15 protein-coding genes are annotated in these 15,582 nt (G+C 61.1%); 5 read left to right on the top strand and 10 right to left on the bottom strand.

Translation table 11 applies throughout. The features are described from left to right. Nucleotides 1-2: 2 nt before the first annotated feature. The gene (locus N4Q37_RS10590; RefSeq protein ID WP_260957712.1) at nt 3-986 is read right to left on the bottom strand and encodes a zinc-dependent alcohol dehydrogenase family protein; all 984 of its coding nucleotides are present in this window, start codon (nt 984-986) and stop codon (nt 3-5) included. Between the two features lie 230 nt (nt 987-1,216). On the opposite strand from N4Q37_RS10590, the gene N4Q37_RS10585 reads away from it, so the two are divergent. Beyond that, the gene (locus tag N4Q37_RS10585; RefSeq protein ID WP_260957710.1) at nt 1,217-2,107 is read left to right on the top strand and encodes a universal stress protein; all 891 of its coding nucleotides are present in this window, start codon (nt 1,217-1,219) and stop codon (nt 2,105-2,107) included. Nucleotides 2,108-2,158: 51 nt separating this feature from the next. Continuing rightward, nucleotides 2,159-3,517, top strand: coding sequence for an MBL fold metallo-hydrolase RNA specificity domain-containing protein (locus N4Q37_RS10580; RefSeq protein ID WP_260957708.1), 1,359 nt, complete (start codon nt 2,159-2,161; stop codon nt 3,515-3,517). Between the two features lie 58 nt (nt 3,518-3,575). Here N4Q37_RS10580 and N4Q37_RS10575 read toward each other — a convergent pair whose 3' ends face one another. Together N4Q37_RS10575 and arcD are read right to left on the bottom strand one after the other, a co-directional pair. Further along, nucleotides 3,576-4,112 carry an Hsp20/alpha crystallin family protein gene (locus N4Q37_RS10575; RefSeq protein WP_260957706.1) on the bottom strand — a complete coding sequence of 179 codons (537 nt, stop codon included), beginning with the start codon at nt 4,110-4,112 and terminating at the stop codon, nt 3,576-3,578. Nucleotides 4,113-4,199: 87 nt separating this feature from the next. After that, nucleotides 4,200-5,693, bottom strand: coding sequence for an arginine-ornithine antiporter (gene arcD, locus N4Q37_RS10570; RefSeq protein WP_260957704.1), 1,494 nt, complete (start codon nt 5,691-5,693; stop codon nt 4,200-4,202). A gap of 305 nt (nt 5,694-5,998) precedes the next feature. Between arcD and N4Q37_RS10565 the strand changes: the two genes are divergently transcribed. Beyond that, the gene (locus N4Q37_RS10565) at nt 5,999-6,706 is read left to right on the top strand and encodes a phosphoribosyltransferase (protein WP_260957703.1); all 708 of its coding nucleotides are present in this window, start codon (nt 5,999-6,001) and stop codon (nt 6,704-6,706) included. Then, entirely contained in the window at nt 6,699-7,439 is a 741-nt protein-coding gene (locus tag N4Q37_RS10560; RefSeq protein WP_260957701.1) for a dienelactone hydrolase family protein, read from the top strand. Before N4Q37_RS10565 ends, N4Q37_RS10560 begins: the two co-directional genes overlap by 8 nt. Here N4Q37_RS10560 and N4Q37_RS10555 read toward each other — a convergent pair. The 4 genes from N4Q37_RS10555 to N4Q37_RS10540 form a co-directional block, all read right to left on the bottom strand. Continuing rightward, the gene (locus N4Q37_RS10555) at nt 7,372-7,806 is read right to left on the bottom strand and encodes a potassium channel family protein (RefSeq protein WP_260957700.1); all 435 of its coding nucleotides are present in this window, start codon (nt 7,804-7,806) and stop codon (nt 7,372-7,374) included. The genes N4Q37_RS10560 and N4Q37_RS10555 overlap by 68 nt on opposite strands. A gap of 49 nt (nt 7,807-7,855) precedes the next feature. Continuing rightward, on the bottom strand, nt 7,856-9,685 hold the full coding sequence (gene ftsH, locus N4Q37_RS10550) for an ATP-dependent zinc metalloprotease FtsH (RefSeq protein WP_260957698.1): 1,830 nt from the start codon (nt 9,683-9,685) through the stop codon (nt 7,856-7,858). Between the two features lie 152 nt (nt 9,686-9,837). After that, nucleotides 9,838-10,590: a fumarate/nitrate reduction transcriptional regulator Fnr gene (gene fnr, locus N4Q37_RS10545; RefSeq protein ID WP_260957696.1), complete on the bottom strand. Its 753-nt coding sequence runs from the start codon at nt 10,588-10,590 to the stop codon at nt 9,838-9,840. A gap of 199 nt (nt 10,591-10,789) precedes the next feature. Next, complete coding sequence (locus tag N4Q37_RS10540) at nt 10,790-11,659, bottom strand: AraC family transcriptional regulator (protein WP_260957694.1); 870 nt, start codon at nt 11,657-11,659, stop codon at nt 10,790-10,792. A 233-nt stretch (nt 11,660-11,892) separates the two neighbouring features. On the opposite strand from N4Q37_RS10540, the gene N4Q37_RS10535 reads away from it, so the two are divergent. Further along, entirely contained in the window at nt 11,893-12,411 is a 519-nt protein-coding gene (locus N4Q37_RS10535; protein WP_260957692.1) for a hypothetical protein, read from the top strand. 18 nt (nt 12,412-12,429) lie between these two features. Here the strand turns inward: N4Q37_RS10535 and N4Q37_RS10530 are convergent, their stop codons facing one another. From N4Q37_RS10530 to N4Q37_RS10520, 3 genes are all read right to left on the bottom strand, one after another. Further along, entirely contained in the window at nt 12,430-14,289 is a 1,860-nt protein-coding gene (locus N4Q37_RS10530; protein WP_260957690.1) for an ABC transporter ATP-binding protein, read from the bottom strand. Between the two features lie 87 nt (nt 14,290-14,376). Further along, a complete protein-coding gene (locus tag N4Q37_RS10525) occupies nt 14,377-14,535 on the bottom strand; it encodes a DUF2986 domain-containing protein (RefSeq protein ID WP_260957688.1) in 159 nt (52 codons plus the stop codon). A gap of 128 nt (nt 14,536-14,663) precedes the next feature. Continuing rightward, nucleotides 14,664-15,582: hypothetical protein (locus tag N4Q37_RS10520; RefSeq protein ID WP_313958319.1), on the bottom strand; the 919-nt coding region annotated here is incomplete at its 5' end.

The raw sequence follows: 15,582 nt of genomic DNA, 5'->3' as shown, positions 1-15,582 counted from the left end.
GGTCAGGGGATGAGCACGATGGCGCCGTTGACCTGCCCGGACCGCAGTTGCTCCAGGGCCTGATTGGCCTGGGTCAGGGGGTAGCAGGTCACCTTGCTGTGCACGGGAGTGCGCTGGATCTGCTCGAAGAACGCCACGCCGTCTGCGCGGGTCAGGTTGGCCACGGAGCGCACGCTGCGTTCCTGCCACAACAGGCAATAGGGGAAGCTCGGGATGTCGCTCATGTGGATGCCGGCGCACACCACGCAACCGCCCTTGGCCGTGGCTTGCAACGCCGCTGGCACCAGCGCGCCGACAGGGGCGAAAATCACGCTGGCGTCCAGCAAGTGGGGAGGGACCTGGTCCGACGCTCCAGCCCAGGTTGCACCCAGCGAGCGGGCGTAGGCCTGGCCCTTGTCATCGCCGGGGCGGGTGAAGGCATAGACTTTCTGGCCGCGCCCCACGGCGACCTGGATCGCCAGATGGGCGGCGGCGCCGAATCCGTACAGGCCAAGGTGCAGGGCCTCTGGCGCCATTTGCAAGGCACGGAAACCGATCAGCCCGGCGCACAGTAACGGCGCGGCTTCGGCAGCGGCCAATGTGTCGGGGAGCGGAAAGCAGAAACGTGCGTCGGCCAGGGTGTAGTCGGCATAGCCGCCGTCCAGCTGACAACCGGTGAACAGCGCCTGGTCGCAAAGATTCTCCCGGCCCGAACGGCAGAAGTCACACGCCCCGCATGTCCAGCCCAGCCAGGGGACGCCGACCCGTTGGCCGATCCGGTGTGTGGTGACGTCGGCACCGACGGCTGTGACCTCGCCGACAATTTCATGGCCGGGCACCCGCGGCAGGCGCGCCTGGGGCAGTTCGCCGTCAAACAGGTGCAGGTCGGTGCGGCATACACCGCAGGCCAGCACCTTTATCTGCAATTGTCCGGCAGATGGCGTCGGCAGAGGACGCTCTTCCAGTTGTAAGGGTTGGCCGGGGGTGTGCAGGACCATGGCGCGCATGAGCGGTCTCCTCTGAAGGATAGGGGGAGCGCCATGGGGCGCATGGCGGCAAGCCCATCAGCAGGCACGATGGATGAGCCTGGCATTCGTGATTCTGATGTAAATCAAGTCGGGTTGATTGCCGCGGGTCAGAATCAGGCATGGGCCGGCACCCGGGACGAACCGGGCGCTCCGGAAAATGACTGCCTGGGCGCGTCAAGGCGCTCAGGCCCGACGTTCGGAGTTCCATCATGAGCCAGTACCAACGCTTATTGTTGATCATCAACCCGGCACAGCGGCATTCTCCGGCCCTTCACCATGGCGCGGCCCTGGCGGCAGCCAGCGGGGCGCACCTGCATGTCGCCGCCTTGGTGCCTTCGCTGGACATCTTGTCGCTGCTGGAAGAGGAACCCCGTGAAGAGGCGCGAGAGCGCTACCTTCAAGACCATCGCACCTGGTTGGAAGAAGAGGCCGACAAACTGCGTCGCAGGGGATTACGGATCACCACCGAGGTGGGATGGGCCGACGCGATGCGTGAGCAGATCCTGGAGCATGTCACGCAACTGCAGCCGGACCTGCTGATCAAGCAGGTGCAGCACGAATCGGTGCTCAAGCGGGCCTTTTTCACGCCGCTGGACTGGCGTCTGCTACGCGAGTGCCCGGTGCCGTTGTACCTCGTAGGTGCCAGCGGACATGCGTTGCCGCGCAAAGTGGTTGCCGCCGTGGATCCTTCCAGTGCGTTTGCCCGGAACAGCGGCCTCAACGAGCGCATCATCCGCCAGGCCCTGGGCCTGGCCGTGCAGTGCGATGCCGAGCTGCATCTGGTTCACGCCTCGCAGGAGTCGTCGGCCTACCTGGGGGACGCCGGCGGTGGCGGCCTGTTGCTGTCCAAGCTTGGCAAAGAGCTGCGCAGGAGCCTGGAGAAGGCTTTTCAGGAATTGGCCAATCTGTTCGGCGTGCCGGCCGAGCGCAGGCATTTTCTGCTGGGGCATCCGGTAGCGGCCCTGAGCGAGTTCGCCCTTGAACAGGATGTGGACGTGATCGTCATGGGGCGGTCCCAGCAAGACGCTCTGCAAGGACTGCTGGGCAGCACGACGGAGCATATTCTCTACCAGGCGTCTTGCAGCGTCCTGGCGGTGTGATGCCGAGTTCATGAAGGGCACAACAGTCAACGATTGTTCAGGAGCACGCTCATGCGCATGACATTTCTGGGGGCTGCCGGCACGGTGACCGGCAGCAAATACCTGCTGGAACATGACGACCAGCGCATCCTGATCGATTGTGGGTTGTTCCAGGGCTACAAGCAGTTGCGCTTGCATAACTGGGACCCTTTCGACTTGCCGATGCGCGAACTGGACGCGATTGTCCTGACCCATGCGCACCTGGACCACAGCGGGTATCTGCCGGTGCTCGCGCGCAACGGCTATCGCGGCCCGATCTACGCCACCCCGGCCACCTGCGAGTTGGCCAGGATCCTGCTGCTCGACAGCGCCCGGTTGCAGGAAGAAGAAGCCGAATACGCCAATCGCAAGGGGTTTTCCAAACACAGCCCGGCGTTGCCGTTGTACACCCGCGAGCACGCCGAGCGGGCGTTGAAGCTGCTGCACCCGGTGGCGTTCGATCACCCCGTGGAGATCGCCCGGGGAATGAGCCTCTTGCTGCGCCGCGCCGGGCATATCCTCGGCGCAGCGACGGTGCAGATTCAGGTTGCAGGCCGGACGCTGGTGTGCTCCGGTGACCTGGGCCGTCCCGAGGATCCGGTGATGTTCGCCCCGCAGACCATCGAGCAGGCCGATTATCTGTTGGTGGAATCCACCTACGGCGACCGTCGGCACCCTCGCGAACCGCCGGAAGATCAACTGGCCGAGGTCATCACCCGGACCGCCTTGCGCCACGGTATTACCCTGGTGCCCTCGTTCACCGTGGGGCGGGCGCAATTGCTGATGTACCACCTGTATCGCCTCAAGCAACGCCGGGCGATCCCGGATATTCCGATCTACCTCAACAGTCCCATGGCCATCGACGTCACCCGTTTGTACCAGCGGTTTTGCGATGAACACCGCTTGTCCCGAGAGGAGTGCGAAGGCATGTGCCACATCGCCCATCCGGTGCGTTCGGCCAAGGACTCCATGGTCCTGGACGATCAGCGCGAACCGGCGGTGATCATCGCTGCCAGCGGCATGGCCACCGGTGGGCGGGTGCTGTACCACCTCAAGAGCCTGGCTCCCCACGCGGTCAACACGCTGCTGATGCCGGGTTTCCAGGCCGGCGGTACGCGCGGCGCGCGGATCGTAGCGGGCGAGCCGTCGGTGCGCATCCATGGCAGGGACGTGCCGATCAACGCTGAAGTGGTGCCGATGCAAACGCTGTCGGCCCATGCTGATGCCGACGAAATCATGCAATGGCTGCGCGGCTTCAAGACACCGCCCCGGCATACCTATGTCGTTCATGGCGAACCTAACGCGTCGGACACGTTGCGCCACCGTATTCGCTGCGAACTGGGATGGTCGGTGTCGGTGCCGGAGTACCGTGACACGGTGGAGTTCGATTAAGTAAGCGGACAAAAAAATGCCCCTCGTCGTTGGCCGGCGAGGGGCAGGACAGTCACGTTCAATCGGCCTTGATTGGCACCACTTTTTCCGCTTTCAACGCCTCGGGTTTCTTTGGCAGGGTCAACTTCAGCACACCTTTGCTGAACTGGGCTTCGATCTTGTCGGTATCGACCCCCTTGGGCAGGTTGAACACCCGTTCGAAAGAACCGTAATGACGTTCGGTCAAGTGATAGCCCTTATTCTTTTCTTCGCGGTCTTCTTTTTTCTCACCCCGGATGATCACGTTGCCATTGGCCAGGCGGATCTCGATGTCCTTTTGATCCATGCCAGGCAGTTCTGCGGTGATTTCGAAGCTTTTTTCCTTTTCGCTGATATCCACCGCCGGCAGGCGAGTGGCGAACTCGCGACGCCAGGCGGGCTGGACATCGAACAAGCCGCGACTGAAGGGCGAAAGCCCCGTGCCCCGGGTGAAGTCATCGAACAGGTGATCGACCTGCTGGCGCAGTCTTTCCAGCGGATGCCAGAAATCGGCCTTGGCAGGTTGTTGGTTTTTTTCGTCGGTTTTTACCGGCATTTTTTTCACTGAGTTGGACATGTTGCTTTCCTCTTGGAGGATGTCCGGATCGACCTGCGCAGGAGTGCGGGGCGGATTCCGGAACGGGTTAGCGCACGCCTGCAAGTCTTACAGTGAGAGCTGGCCGGACCAGAGCATCCAGCCGGCGATGATCGCGGCCGCCCAGATCACCAACAACAGGGCCCAGCCGAAACCATTGAGCGCACGCTCCGTCCTGGCTCGTTGCGCACTCAGGTAAATCAGCGAGCCGGGGGCGTAGAGCAGAGCACTGAGCAGCATGTACCGGGGCCCTGCGGCGTACAGCAGCCAAACGCAATACCCGGTGGCGACGAGGGCGATGGCCGTGTCGCGCAGTTGCAGGCCACGATGTCCGGCATACGTCTGGCCTTGCCAGGTCATCTTCAGGGCATACAGGCCGCTGAATAGGTAGGGCAGCAGGATCATCGAGGTGGCGAGCGAAATCAGGGCCAGGTAGCTGGCGCTCGAATACAGGGTAAGCAACAGGAACAATTGGATGCAGCCGTTGGTCATCCACAGCGCGTTGGCAGGCACGCCGTGCTGGTTTTCCGAGGCCAGCGCACGGGGCATGACCTTTTCCTTGGCTGGCGTGAACACCGATTCGGCGGCCAGCAGCGTCCAGGCCAGCAGCGCACCGCCCACCGATATGATCAGGCCGACGCTGATCAGCATCGCTCCCCAGGGCCCGGTCACGGCTTCCAGGACACCGGCCATCGAAGGGTTCTTCAGTACGGCCAGGTCCGGCTGCTTGAGGATGCCCAGCGACAGCAGCGAAACGGCGATCAGCAGGAGTAACGTCAGGATAAAACCGATCACCGTGGCCCGGCCCACGTCCGCCCGGTTCGCGGCGCGGGCGGAAAATACGTTGGCGCCTTCGATGCCGATGAACACCCATACCGTCACCAGCATGGTGCTCTTGACCTGATCCAGGGGGCTGCCCAGTGCTGGCGAGCCCCAGAAGTCCACCATGAAGGTGTCTTTGGAAAAACCGGCGATCACCAGAGCGATAAACAACAGCAGCGGTACGACCTTGGCCACCGTGGTCAGGGCGTTGGCCTTGGCGGCGGTGCGCATGCCGCGCAGGATCATCCAGTGCAGCGACCACAGCACCACGGACGCACCGGCAATCGCGGCTTTGTTATTGCCCTCGCCAAACAGCGGGAAAAAGTAGCTGAGGGCGGCGAACAGAATAACCAGGTAACTGACGTTGCCGATCCAGGCACTGATCCAATACCCCCAGGCCGAATTGAACCCCAGGAACTCACCGCCCAGCGCACGGGCATAGGCGAACACACCATTGTCCAGTTCCGGCTGACGGTTGGAGAGCGTTTGATAGACCAGTGCCAGCGACAGCATGCCCACGCCGGTGATCAGCCAGCCGATCAGGATCGCCCCGGCGCCTGCGCTGGAGGCCATGTTCTGGGGCAGGCTGAAAATGCCGCTGCCGATCATCGAACCGACCACCAGGGCAACCAGCAGGCTCAGGGACAGGCGTCTGGGCTCGACCTTTCGCAAACTGCCGGCTAAAGGATGAGGTGAGTTGGCCGGGGCGACCGGATTCGTGCCTTGCAGATGCGTAGCCATGATGAAGCCTCCACTCGACGAAAAGTCCGAGGACCGTCGCAGGTGCGAAGGTCCTGATGCTATGGCTTACTGTCGGTGCGAAGGCCAGGAACGGCATTGATTTAAATCAGAGGTTACGCAGGCTCTCCATGCCGTGAATGCTGCACATCTCATGCTCAATCGTGCAAGTGTGCGCACCGGCATTGCGAGCCTATGTGTCGCAGTCGCAAGCCTTGACATAAATCAACGCCATGCAAGTGACGTGGTCTCTAAATGAAGGGGTTGGTAACGAAACGACAGGCGCAATCGCCTGGGGAGGTTTTCCAATGACGAACAGTCCCTCAATACAGACGCTTCTGGAGGACCGGTGCGCAGCGGGCCAGGAGCTGGTGGAGCCGTTGTCCAGGTATGCCGGCCGCCCCGATGCGATCGTCCTGGCCTTGCCCCGTGGCGGGGTTCCGGTGGCTTACGAAGTGGCGACGGCGTTGCGGCTGCGTCTGGACCTGATCATCGTCCGCAAGCTGGGTTTCCCGTCCCGTCCGGAATTCGCCTTGGGGGCCATTGCCAGCGGCGGTATCCAGATACTCAACGACGATGCGCTGGCTGCTCACCCGGTCGACCGGGCCAGCTTCGATGCGCTGGTGGCTAGCGAGAAACAGGAGCTGTTGCGTCGTGAGCAGGCGTACCGGGGTAAACGCCCGCCCGCAGACCTCAAGGACCAGGTGGTGATCCTGGTGGACGATGGCCTGGCAACCGGGGCTTCGATGATGGCGGCTATCCACGCGGTGCGTACGCAAGCCCCCTCACGCATCGTGGTCGCTGTACCGGTGGCACCGCTTGAAACGGTCGAGGCGCTGCGCGGCGAGGTGAATGAAGTGGTGTGCCCGCACGTGCTGGAGTGGATGGTTTCCATCGGCTATTGGTACAACGACTTTACCCAGACCTCGGATGACATCGTGATGGATCTGCTGCAGCGCGCCTGGCACCGCGAGTCGGTGGGCGATGGCCCGGCTCAGGAGGGCTCTGATGTCTGAGATGCAGGCCCGTCTGCTGGACCTGACGGACGTTGAGTTGCCGGCCGATTTTTGCCTGCCCCCCAACGCTCGCGGCCTGGTGATCTTTGCCCATGGCAGCGGTAGCAATCGTGCCAGTCCGCGTAATCGATACATTGCAGAGGCGCTGGCAGGGCGAGGGCTGGGGTCGCTGTTGTTTGACCTGCTGACGAAGTCGGAACAACGGCTGGACAATCTGACCGGGGAGCTGCGATTCGATACAGCGCTGCTGGCCCGGCGGTTGGTGGAGGTCATCGATTGGGCGGGCCGGAACAGAGCGTTGCGATCACTGCGCATCGGGCTGTTCGGTGCCAGCACGGGCGCTGCCGCCGCGCTGATAGCGGCGGCCGAGCGCGCTAACGCGGTGCGTGCGGTGGTCAGTCGAGGAGGGCGCACTGACCTGGCGGGCGCAGCCCTGGTGCGGGTTCAGGCGCCCACCCTGCAGATCGTCGGTGCCCTGGATCCGGTGGTACTTGGGTTGAACCGTCGCAGCGCCCAGGCCCTTAACTGCGAGCAACAACTTTCAATCGTGGCAGGCGCCACGCATCTTTTCGAGGAGCCGGGCAGCCTTGAGGAAGTCGCCAGGCTGGCTGGCGACTGGTTCGACAAATACCTGTGCGCAAGTGCACCTGGCGCCAGCGGATCTGCTAGCCGCCTGATTTGCGATTCCAGTACTTCTGCATCTCCAGGAACAGAAACGAAGCCGTCCAGGTGATGAGCACCAGGCCCGTCAGGGCTTCTACTCCGGTGAGGTACTTGAGATTGCCCACGGGGGAGATGTCACCGAAGCCGATGGTCGTGTAGGTGGTGAAGGAGAAGTACACGCAGTCCAGCAGCGAACCGTTGAAATGGCCCGCCAGGGTGCCCCATTCGCCGGAGCGGGCCATCAGGTAATAGACCAGCGCGAAGCACCAGACCTCGATGGCGTGAGCCACCAATGCGCCGAAGACTCCGACGACGATCCTGAACCGGCTCCACAGCTTGAGCCGGGGCAGCCAGTCGTTCAGGCGCAACAGGCATTCGTAGTGGACCACCACCACGCAGATCACGACCAGGGTATTAATCAGCGTGACGATCAGCATGGTTAACCTGCGACTGGAATGGACAATAGGGGGAGGACGCCGTGGGTCGTCAACACCATTGCAACGCCTGTGCTGCGGGCCCGGTCGGTAGGAGCGGGGCGAATTCTTCCGGCGTCAGGGTTTCCTTTTCCAACAATAGACGGGCACCGGCGTCCAGGTCAGCCCGGCGACTGTGCAGCAGTGTTTGCGCGCGTTGGTACGCTTCGTCGAGCAAGGAACGGATGCCCAGGTCGACTTCCCGGGCCGTCTGTTCCGAATAATCCTTCTCACCGATTTCCGAGAGGCGTTCGCCCAAGTAGCTGGCACTCTTGCGCTCCAGCACCGCCAGGCCAAGCTCGCTGCTCATGCCGAAGCGGGTGATCAACTGGCGGGCGATGTCCGTGGCATGGCCCAGGTCATCGGCCGCCCCGGTGGACACCTGGCCATAGGCAAGCAGTTCGGCGGCGCGCCCGGCCATCAGGACGACCATGCGATCCTTGAGCATCTGGCAACTGATGAGGAAGTGGTCTTCGGTTGGTCGCTGCAGCGTATAGCCGAGTGAGCCGATGGCGCGAGGTACAATCGACACCTTGTGTACCGGGTCCATGGCCGGCAGGCCGCTGGCCGCCAGGGCATGGCCCATCTCGTGATAAGCCACCACCTGGCGCTCATCCAGGCGCAGCAGGCTGCTCTTGCGCGCGATACCGGCGACGATGCGTTCAACTGCCGCCGTGAAGTCGTCGAGATTGACCGTTTCAGCGTCGCGTCGGGTGGCGACGATGGCCGCTTCGTTGACCAGGTTGGCCAGGTCGGCGCCGGTGAAACCGGTGGTCAGGTCGGCGATACGGTCGCTGTCGAGGTCCGGGGCCACGACGATTTTCTTCAGGTGGACCTGGAGAATGGCCTGTCGACCTTTGCGGTCGGGGCGATCGATCAGAATCTGCCGGTCGATCCGGCCCGCTCGAAGCAGCGCCGGGTCCAGTACCTCCGGCCGGTTGGTCGCCGCCAGCAGCACAACGCCTTCGCGGGGATCGAACCCATCCAGTTCCGCCAGTAATTGGTTAAGGGTCTGTTCTTTTTCATCATTGCCACCGAAGGCGCCGACGCCGCGCATCTTCCCCAGCGCGTCGAGCTCATCGATAAAAATGATGCAAGGCGCAGCCTGGCGGGCTTGCTCGAACAAGTCATGGACGCGGGCCGCTCCCACGCCGACGAACATTTCGACGAACTCGGAGCCTGAAATCGAAAAGAAGGGTACGCCGGCTTCACCGGCAATGGCCTTGGCAACCAGTGTCTTGCCGGTGCCTGGCGGGCCGACCAGCAGCGTACCTTTGGGAATGTGCGCCCCCAGGCGCGCGTATTTGGCCTTGTCCTTGAGAAACGAAACGATTTCCACCAACTCGGCCTTCGCTTCATCGATCCCGGCGACGTCAGCGAAGCTCACCCCTGTATCGCGTTCGACGAACACCTTGGCCCGGGATTTGCCGATGTTCATCAGCCCGCCCAGGCCCTGCTTCTGCGCAAGGCCACGAAACAGAAATTGCCAGGCCACCATGATCAGCATGAAAGGCAACAGCCATCCCAGCAGGCCGTTCAGCCAGTTGTTGTCAGTGACACCGGTAAAGCCGACACCTGAGCGGGCGAGGTCCGTTGCCAGCGCCGGGTCGATTCGCACGGTCGAGAACTGGCTATGCCCCTCGACAGGTTCGCGCAGCTTGCCGCTGATCTGGTCTTTCTCCACGCGCAAGTCGCTGACCTTCTGTTCATTCAGCAACTGTAGGAATTGGCTGTATGGAATGATCTGCACCGTCGAGCGTTCAACGAACAGAAACTGCGCCAGGCTGAGCACGGCCATTGCGACCAGGAAGAAGGAAATATTCCACTGATGCGTTTTTTTCATGGCCTGGGCTCGCTGGCGTTATCAAGGGAACGTCCCCGCAGGGTGGCCGCCCGAAAGCGCCCATTGGTTCGTTCTACGCTTGGGTGAGGTAAAGACATTGAGCTACATCAACAAGCTTGAAAGTCAGCGGCAGGGGAAACCGCGCTGCCTGCCTATAATTCGGTATGCCGATGGCAGCCGGTGACTTTCTGCCTGAGGCCGGGCAGGTCGAGGATCTTCACGTTGCGCCCTTGCAGGTCCACCAGGTTCTCCTCGCGCAGATGGGCAATGCAGCGGCAGATGGTTTCCAGGCGCAGGCCCAGGTAGGAACCAATGGCTTCGCGACTCATGCGCAGCACGAAATCCCGGGATGAATAGCCGCGTCTGTTAAGCCGCTGAGACAGGTTCAACAAAAAACCCGCCAGGCGCTCGTCGGCGTTCATGTTGCCGAGCATCAACAACATGTCATGGTCGCGGACGATTTCCTGGCTCAGCAGTTTGTTCAGGTTGTGCTGCAGCGACGGGAGGTCGCGGGCCAGTTTTTCCAGGTTCGAGAAAGGAATCGGGCAGACCTCGCTGTCTTCCAGCGCTATCGCGTTGCAGGCGTAGTGATCGGTGCTGATGGCGTCCAGGCCGAGCATTTCTCCTTGCATCTGGAACCCGGTGACCTGTTCCCGACCGTCCACCGACAGCACGCTGGTCTTGAAAAAACCCAGTCGCACGGCGTACAGCGAGCGCAATGGATCGCCGGTGCGATACAGCGCCGCGCCCTTTTTGACCTTGACCCGTTGGGCAATCAAGGTGTCGAGCCGCTCGACTTCAACGCCGGTCAGGCCGATCGGCAGGCACAGCTCGAGCACACTGCAACTGGCGCAACTGGCCTTGAGCGTATGCAGGTGCAGAAGCTGGGGTTCGGAGTCGGACATGGGCGTGATTCCGTCGTTTGAACCAAGCATAGAGGGAGCAGGGCCATCGTGCCTGTTTTGTGTGACATCCAGTCGTGCCGGTTGTCGACTCCGGGCTTGCTGGTGATTGCAGCGGAGCAACTTGCCGCGAGGTCGAGCCTACCGCCGTCATCGCGAGCCAGCTTAGCTCCCGCGGCGCATTTTGAAACTGCTCGCGCCGTTATTGCAGCGGAACATACACGTCCGTTTGCCATTGATCCTGCGGGGTTTGCGGATAGGCGCTCAGGTAGTGAAAGAACAGCGGATGGTCACGAAGCTCTTCGTTACTGGCGGGAAGCCAGTCTCGGTAAATCGGATAGATGGTTTCGCCGATGTGATCCGGTGATCCCATGTGTCTGACTACGGCACAGCGACCGCCGGGAATGATGAGTTCGTGCACACCGAATTCGTTAGGCGCCACCGCCTCGTGTATTTCTCCGCAGATTGCGAAGCGGAAGGCATGTGGCGGGGTGGTATCGGGATTGTTATAGGGAATGCCAAAGGTGCGACTCGATGCCACCGGCGATTGTCCACTCTGCATGCGCCACTCGATGAACTTGCGCACGCTCTCATTGACCTGACCGCTGGGGCCGCGGTGCTCAAGCACTGCGACCTTGGTTTCAGGGAACTCCACGATTTGTACTTGCATGAGGACAGTCCTGGAAAAGTGAGGGATGGTGAATACCGTATTCCAGACCTGCCAGTTCGGCTCTTTCCGAAACGCACTGGGCGTTATGCCGAACGCTCGCCTGAAGGCCCGGCTAAAGGCCTCGGGACTTTCAAAGCCGGCACCGAGTGCGGCGTCCAATACCGAATGATCAGCCAGGGCGGCCAGGCTATGTGCCGCCCGCCGCAGCCGCATCAGTTGCACGTAACGTGAAACAGGCACGCCTACGAAGCCGGTGAATTGTCGATGGAAGTGGAACGCTGAAAAGTTCGCCACCTGGCTCAACGTCTTCACCGACAAGTCACCTTCGAAATTGGCATCAATGTAGGCGAGCACGGCATTGAAGCGTTTGCTGTAGGCGCAATGTGTCGGCGTGTCAGGCATCGGGAAAGACTCTTGGAAGTACGGTCGGCATAGCGTCGACTATAGCGCCGTGAGCGTGCCTAGCCGTGTTTGCTCAAGGCTGTTTTTTAGGAGAGGGCCCGAAAGCCGGTCAAGTCAGCTTGCATTGATCCAGGGTGTGCCGAACTCCACAGAAACCAGCAAAAATTCGGTGGAAATCCAATCCAGGCGCTAACATCCGCACCGACCTCCCGACACCCCCGGACTTCACCTTCATGAAATTGCGCCTGTTTGCCGCTACTTTGCTTCTCGCCTCAACCCTGACCCACGCCGCCGAACCCAAGCCTATCCCGAAAGCCCTGGAAGAACAGATCGGGCACCTGGTGGCGCTCGTCAAGGACAGCTATGCCACCGGCTATCCCGAGGCGACGCTGGTGCAGACGCTGGACACCGGCGAGGAAAGCCAGGTCACCTTCGCGGTCTTCACGGTCGAGGGGTTTGGCATGGGCAATAACTACAGCCAGTACCTGGCGGCGTTTACACCCGAAGAGAACGAAGAAGGCGTGCCCCATTACAGCCTGCTGGACGTGATACGCATCGGCGGGGACAGCTGGCGTGCGATCGACAAGCTCGACGCCAAGCTGGTCAGCGACCCGGCGGGTGAGCAGACCCTGATCGACATTCCGGTGATGGAAAATACTGACAGCGATGCGCCGAACTTTCCAAGCAAAGCTGCCGTGATTCACCTGTCGCTGGAGGGTGAGCAGTCGCTGCGGCTGGTCGAGAGAAAATAAACCGCTTCGCCCAAACGCTCATACCTGATCCATCGCCTCGGTCACCCACCGGTCCTCACCCAGGAAACCGCCGCTCTGATGGTGCCACAGCCGCGCATAAATGCCGTTCTTGGCGAGCAACTCAGTGTGGGTGCCCTGTTCGATGATGCGTCCGTCATCCATGACAATCAGGCGATCCATCGCCGCAATCGTAGACAGCCGATGGGCGATGGCGATGACGGTTTTGCCCTCCATCATTTCATCGAGGCTTTCCTGGATGGCCACTTCGACTTCCGAGTCGAGTGCGCTGGTGGCCTCGTCAAGCAGCAGGATTGGGGCGTTCTTGAGCATCACTCGAGCAATCGCGATGCGCTGGCGCTGGCCGCCCGAAAGCTTGATGCCGCGTTCGCCCACCAAGGTGTCGTAGCCGGTGTGGCCTTGCCGGTCGCTCAGTTGGCTGATGAACTCATCGGCCTGGGCGTTGGCCGCGGCACGGCGGATTTGTGCCTCGCTTGCATCGGGTCGGCCATAGGCGATGTTGTCGCGAATGGAACGATGCAACAGGGACGTATCCTGGGTGACCATACCGATGGCGCCGCGCAGGCTGTCTTGTGTCACGCGCGCAATGTCTTGCCCATCAATGCGAATCTGCCCGCTGTCGACATCATAGAAGCGCAGCAGCAAGTTGATGAGCGTGGACTTGCCTGCGCCGGAGCGGCCCACCAGGCCGATTTTCTCGCCCGGGCGAATGTCCAGGCTCAGGCCATCGAGCACCTGGCGTTCACCGTTGTAATTGAAGCTCACCTTGTCGAAGGTGACTGCCCCGCCGGAAGTCACCAGTACCCCTGCGTCCGGCGCATCCTGCACCTTCGGGCCGCGGGTAAGGGTTGCCATGCCATCCTGCACGGTGCCGATGCTTTCGAACAGCGAGGTCATTTGCCACATGATCCAATGCGACATGCCGTTGATACGCAACGCCATGGCGGTGACCGCCGCCACGGCCCCTGCGCCGACTTCGCCCAAGTGCCACAACCACAGCGCATAACCACCCGCTGCCATGATCAACCCCACCACCAATGCCTGGTTGACGATTTCGAACTGGCTAACCAGGCGCATCTGGCGAAAGCCGGTCTGCTTGAAGTCCTCCATGGCCGCGCGCGCGAAGTGCGCTTCACGATTGGAATGGGAGAACAGTTTCACTGTCGTGATGTTGGTGTAGGCGTCTGAGATACGTCCGGTCATCGAGGAGCGCGCATGGGCCTGCTCCTGTCCGACTTCCCCCAAGCGGGGCACGAAGTAGAACATGGCCAGCCCGAACAGCACGACCCACGCCACGAAGGGCAGCATCAGTTTCAGTGCGAAGCCGCCGGCCAGTGCGATGATCGCGATGAAATACACCCCGATTCCGGGTGCGATCTCGATCAGGGTAAACAACACGTCGCGCACGGCCAGTGCAGTCTGCATCACTTTGGTGGTGACCCGGCCGGAAAATTCATCGGAAAAAAACGAGAGGCTCTGCCGCAGCATCAGGCGGTGGAAGTCCCAACGCAGCCGCAACGGCAGATTGATCGCCAATATCTGGTGCTGCACCATGGTTCGCAACGCCACCAGTGCGATGCTGGCCAGCATGACGATGCCCATGCCCCACAATACGCGACGTTCCTGCGCAATCGCATCGCCACCGGCTTGCCAGGTCGAAAGCAGATCCACGACCTGACCGAGGAAAGAAAACAACCAGGCTTCGTAGATCGACACAGCGGCGCTGAGCAGCGCAAACGCAAGCACGTAACCGCGGGCGCCCCGTGTGCAGGCCCAAAGAAACCGGGCCAAGCCGTTGGGTGGCGGGGGGACCTCATCGGGCGGGAAGGGGTCGAGTCGTTGCTCAAATAAGCGAAGCATGGTGGTCTCCGAAACGATCAATGACGGAGATTCTGCCATCTAAAGGTTGCTTTGATGAAAAAGCGGCGAAGTGAATGGCCGCCTGGATCAGCTCTCAGGGGGGCTGACCGAGTCCTCATTGGCCTCCGCCGCCTGTTTCAGGCGATCGGCCTTGCTGATGTATTTAGGCTTGGCCGGTGCCAGTTTGGCGCTGGCCTTCTTGGCGTGGGCTTGCAGTAGCTGCTTTATCTTTTTACGGCGGTTCATTTGTGGTTCTGCTTGTAGGTCATGGGCTGAAGATAGGCTGGGGCCTGCTTTGCAGGCCAGCGGGAGGGCTGGATTGCCATCGCGAGCAAGCTTTGCTCCCACAGAGATAGCGGCCCGCGCTCAATCGCTCAATTCTCCGTCGTTTCCGCACGCTTATCCACCTTCGCCAACAGCTTCCCCCGGCGCTCGATAATGATCGAGTCGTTGGGAACCTCCAGCCGGATCGCCGTTTGCGGGGTGCGCACCTCAATGAGTGTCGAGTCGCCGATACCGCGAAAAACCACCGTGGCCTGCTCGAAGGTCTTGTAATCCGGCAACGGTGAGTCCTTGGGCTCCGGCAACAGGTCGGCAAAGGGCTGCTTGACCAGGATCGTCGCTTTTTCTATCCGTATTTGCGCCACGCTCATGGCCGCTTGCAGCAGGTCCGAGGTCACGCCGCCCATGAGAATGGGCGTCAGGATGAGAAGAGCGGCCATCATCGCCCTGATTTTTTTCAGGGATTTCAGCTCACCGAGTTCAAGATCAGCTTGCCGCGCCGCTTTAACCTTGCTGTTCTGCTCGGAGAAGGCGGTATAGACGATGTACTGGAACAAGGGCAGTACGATAAGCGGGAGGTGTTCGATGGGGTTTGAGTGGGCGATGAAATAAATGATCGCCACGCCACAAAGGCCAAAGAATACCGAAAGTAAGCCAATTCTTTGCCACTTGAAGTCCAGCGTGGATTTGTCTTTGCCGAATTTTCTTTTGATCCAGCTAAAAAGCTTAAGCAAGGGGATGAACAACGGCGAGAGCAAAAGGCCGGCCGCCGTGACGGAAACCGAAAAATAAAGACAGACGACTCCAAAGCAGAACGCGGCGACTGAAAACAGCAAACTGTCGCCAAGGGACACGCCTTGTGGGAAATGACCGTTGATCAGCAGATAGCTGACGATGCACAGGCTGCCAATGAGCAAACCGACTTTGGCGGCCACCCCCGGTGTCAGGATAGTTGTCGCCTCTCCAGATTCACCTGAAAACAATCCCTGGGGGCGGAAAGAGAGTCGATGT

The sequence above is a fragment of the Pseudomonas citri genome, from assembly GCF_025336485.1.
Classification (GTDB): Bacteria; Pseudomonadota; Gammaproteobacteria; order Pseudomonadales; family Pseudomonadaceae; genus Aquipseudomonas; species Aquipseudomonas citri.
This window is presented reverse-complemented; position numbering and strand designations above follow the sequence as displayed.

Coding starts and splice junctions, on each gene's coding strand:
- N4Q37_RS10585 (WP_260957710.1), top strand. CDS start 1,217: ATGAGCCAGTACCAACGCTTATTGTTGATCATCAACCCGGCACAGCGG.
- N4Q37_RS10560 (WP_260957701.1), top strand. CDS start 6,699: ATGTCTGAGATGCAGGCCCGTCTGCTGGACCTGACGGACGTTGAGTTG.
- N4Q37_RS10525 (WP_260957688.1), bottom strand. CDS start 14,535: ATGAACCGCCGTAAAAAGATAAAGCAGCTACTGCAAGCCCACGCCAAG.
- N4Q37_RS10580 (WP_260957708.1), top strand. CDS start 2,159: ATGCGCATGACATTTCTGGGGGCTGCCGGCACGGTGACCGGCAGCAAA.
- N4Q37_RS10565 (WP_260957703.1), top strand. CDS start 5,999: ATGACGAACAGTCCCTCAATACAGACGCTTCTGGAGGACCGGTGCGCA.
- arcD (WP_260957704.1), bottom strand. CDS start 5,693: ATGGCTACGCATCTGCAAGGCACGAATCCGGTCGCCCCGGCCAACTCA.
- N4Q37_RS10575 (WP_260957706.1), bottom strand. CDS start 4,112: ATGTCCAACTCAGTGAAAAAAATGCCGGTAAAAACCGACGAAAAAAAC.
- ftsH (WP_260957698.1), bottom strand. CDS start 9,685: ATGAAAAAAACGCATCAGTGGAATATTTCCTTCTTCCTGGTCGCAATG.
- N4Q37_RS10535 (WP_260957692.1), top strand. CDS start 11,893: ATGAAATTGCGCCTGTTTGCCGCTACTTTGCTTCTCGCCTCAACCCTG.
- N4Q37_RS10530 (WP_260957690.1), bottom strand. CDS start 14,289: ATGCTTCGCTTATTTGAGCAACGACTCGACCCCTTCCCGCCCGATGAG.
- N4Q37_RS10540 (WP_260957694.1), bottom strand. CDS start 11,659: ATGCCTGACACGCCGACACATTGCGCCTACAGCAAACGCTTCAATGCC.
- fnr (WP_260957696.1), bottom strand. CDS start 10,590: ATGTCCGACTCCGAACCCCAGCTTCTGCACCTGCATACGCTCAAGGCC.
- N4Q37_RS10555 (WP_260957700.1), bottom strand. CDS start 7,806: ATGCTGATCGTCACGCTGATTAATACCCTGGTCGTGATCTGCGTGGTG.
- N4Q37_RS10590 (WP_260957712.1), bottom strand. CDS start 986: ATGCGCGCCATGGTCCTGCACACCCCCGGCCAACCCTTACAACTGGAA.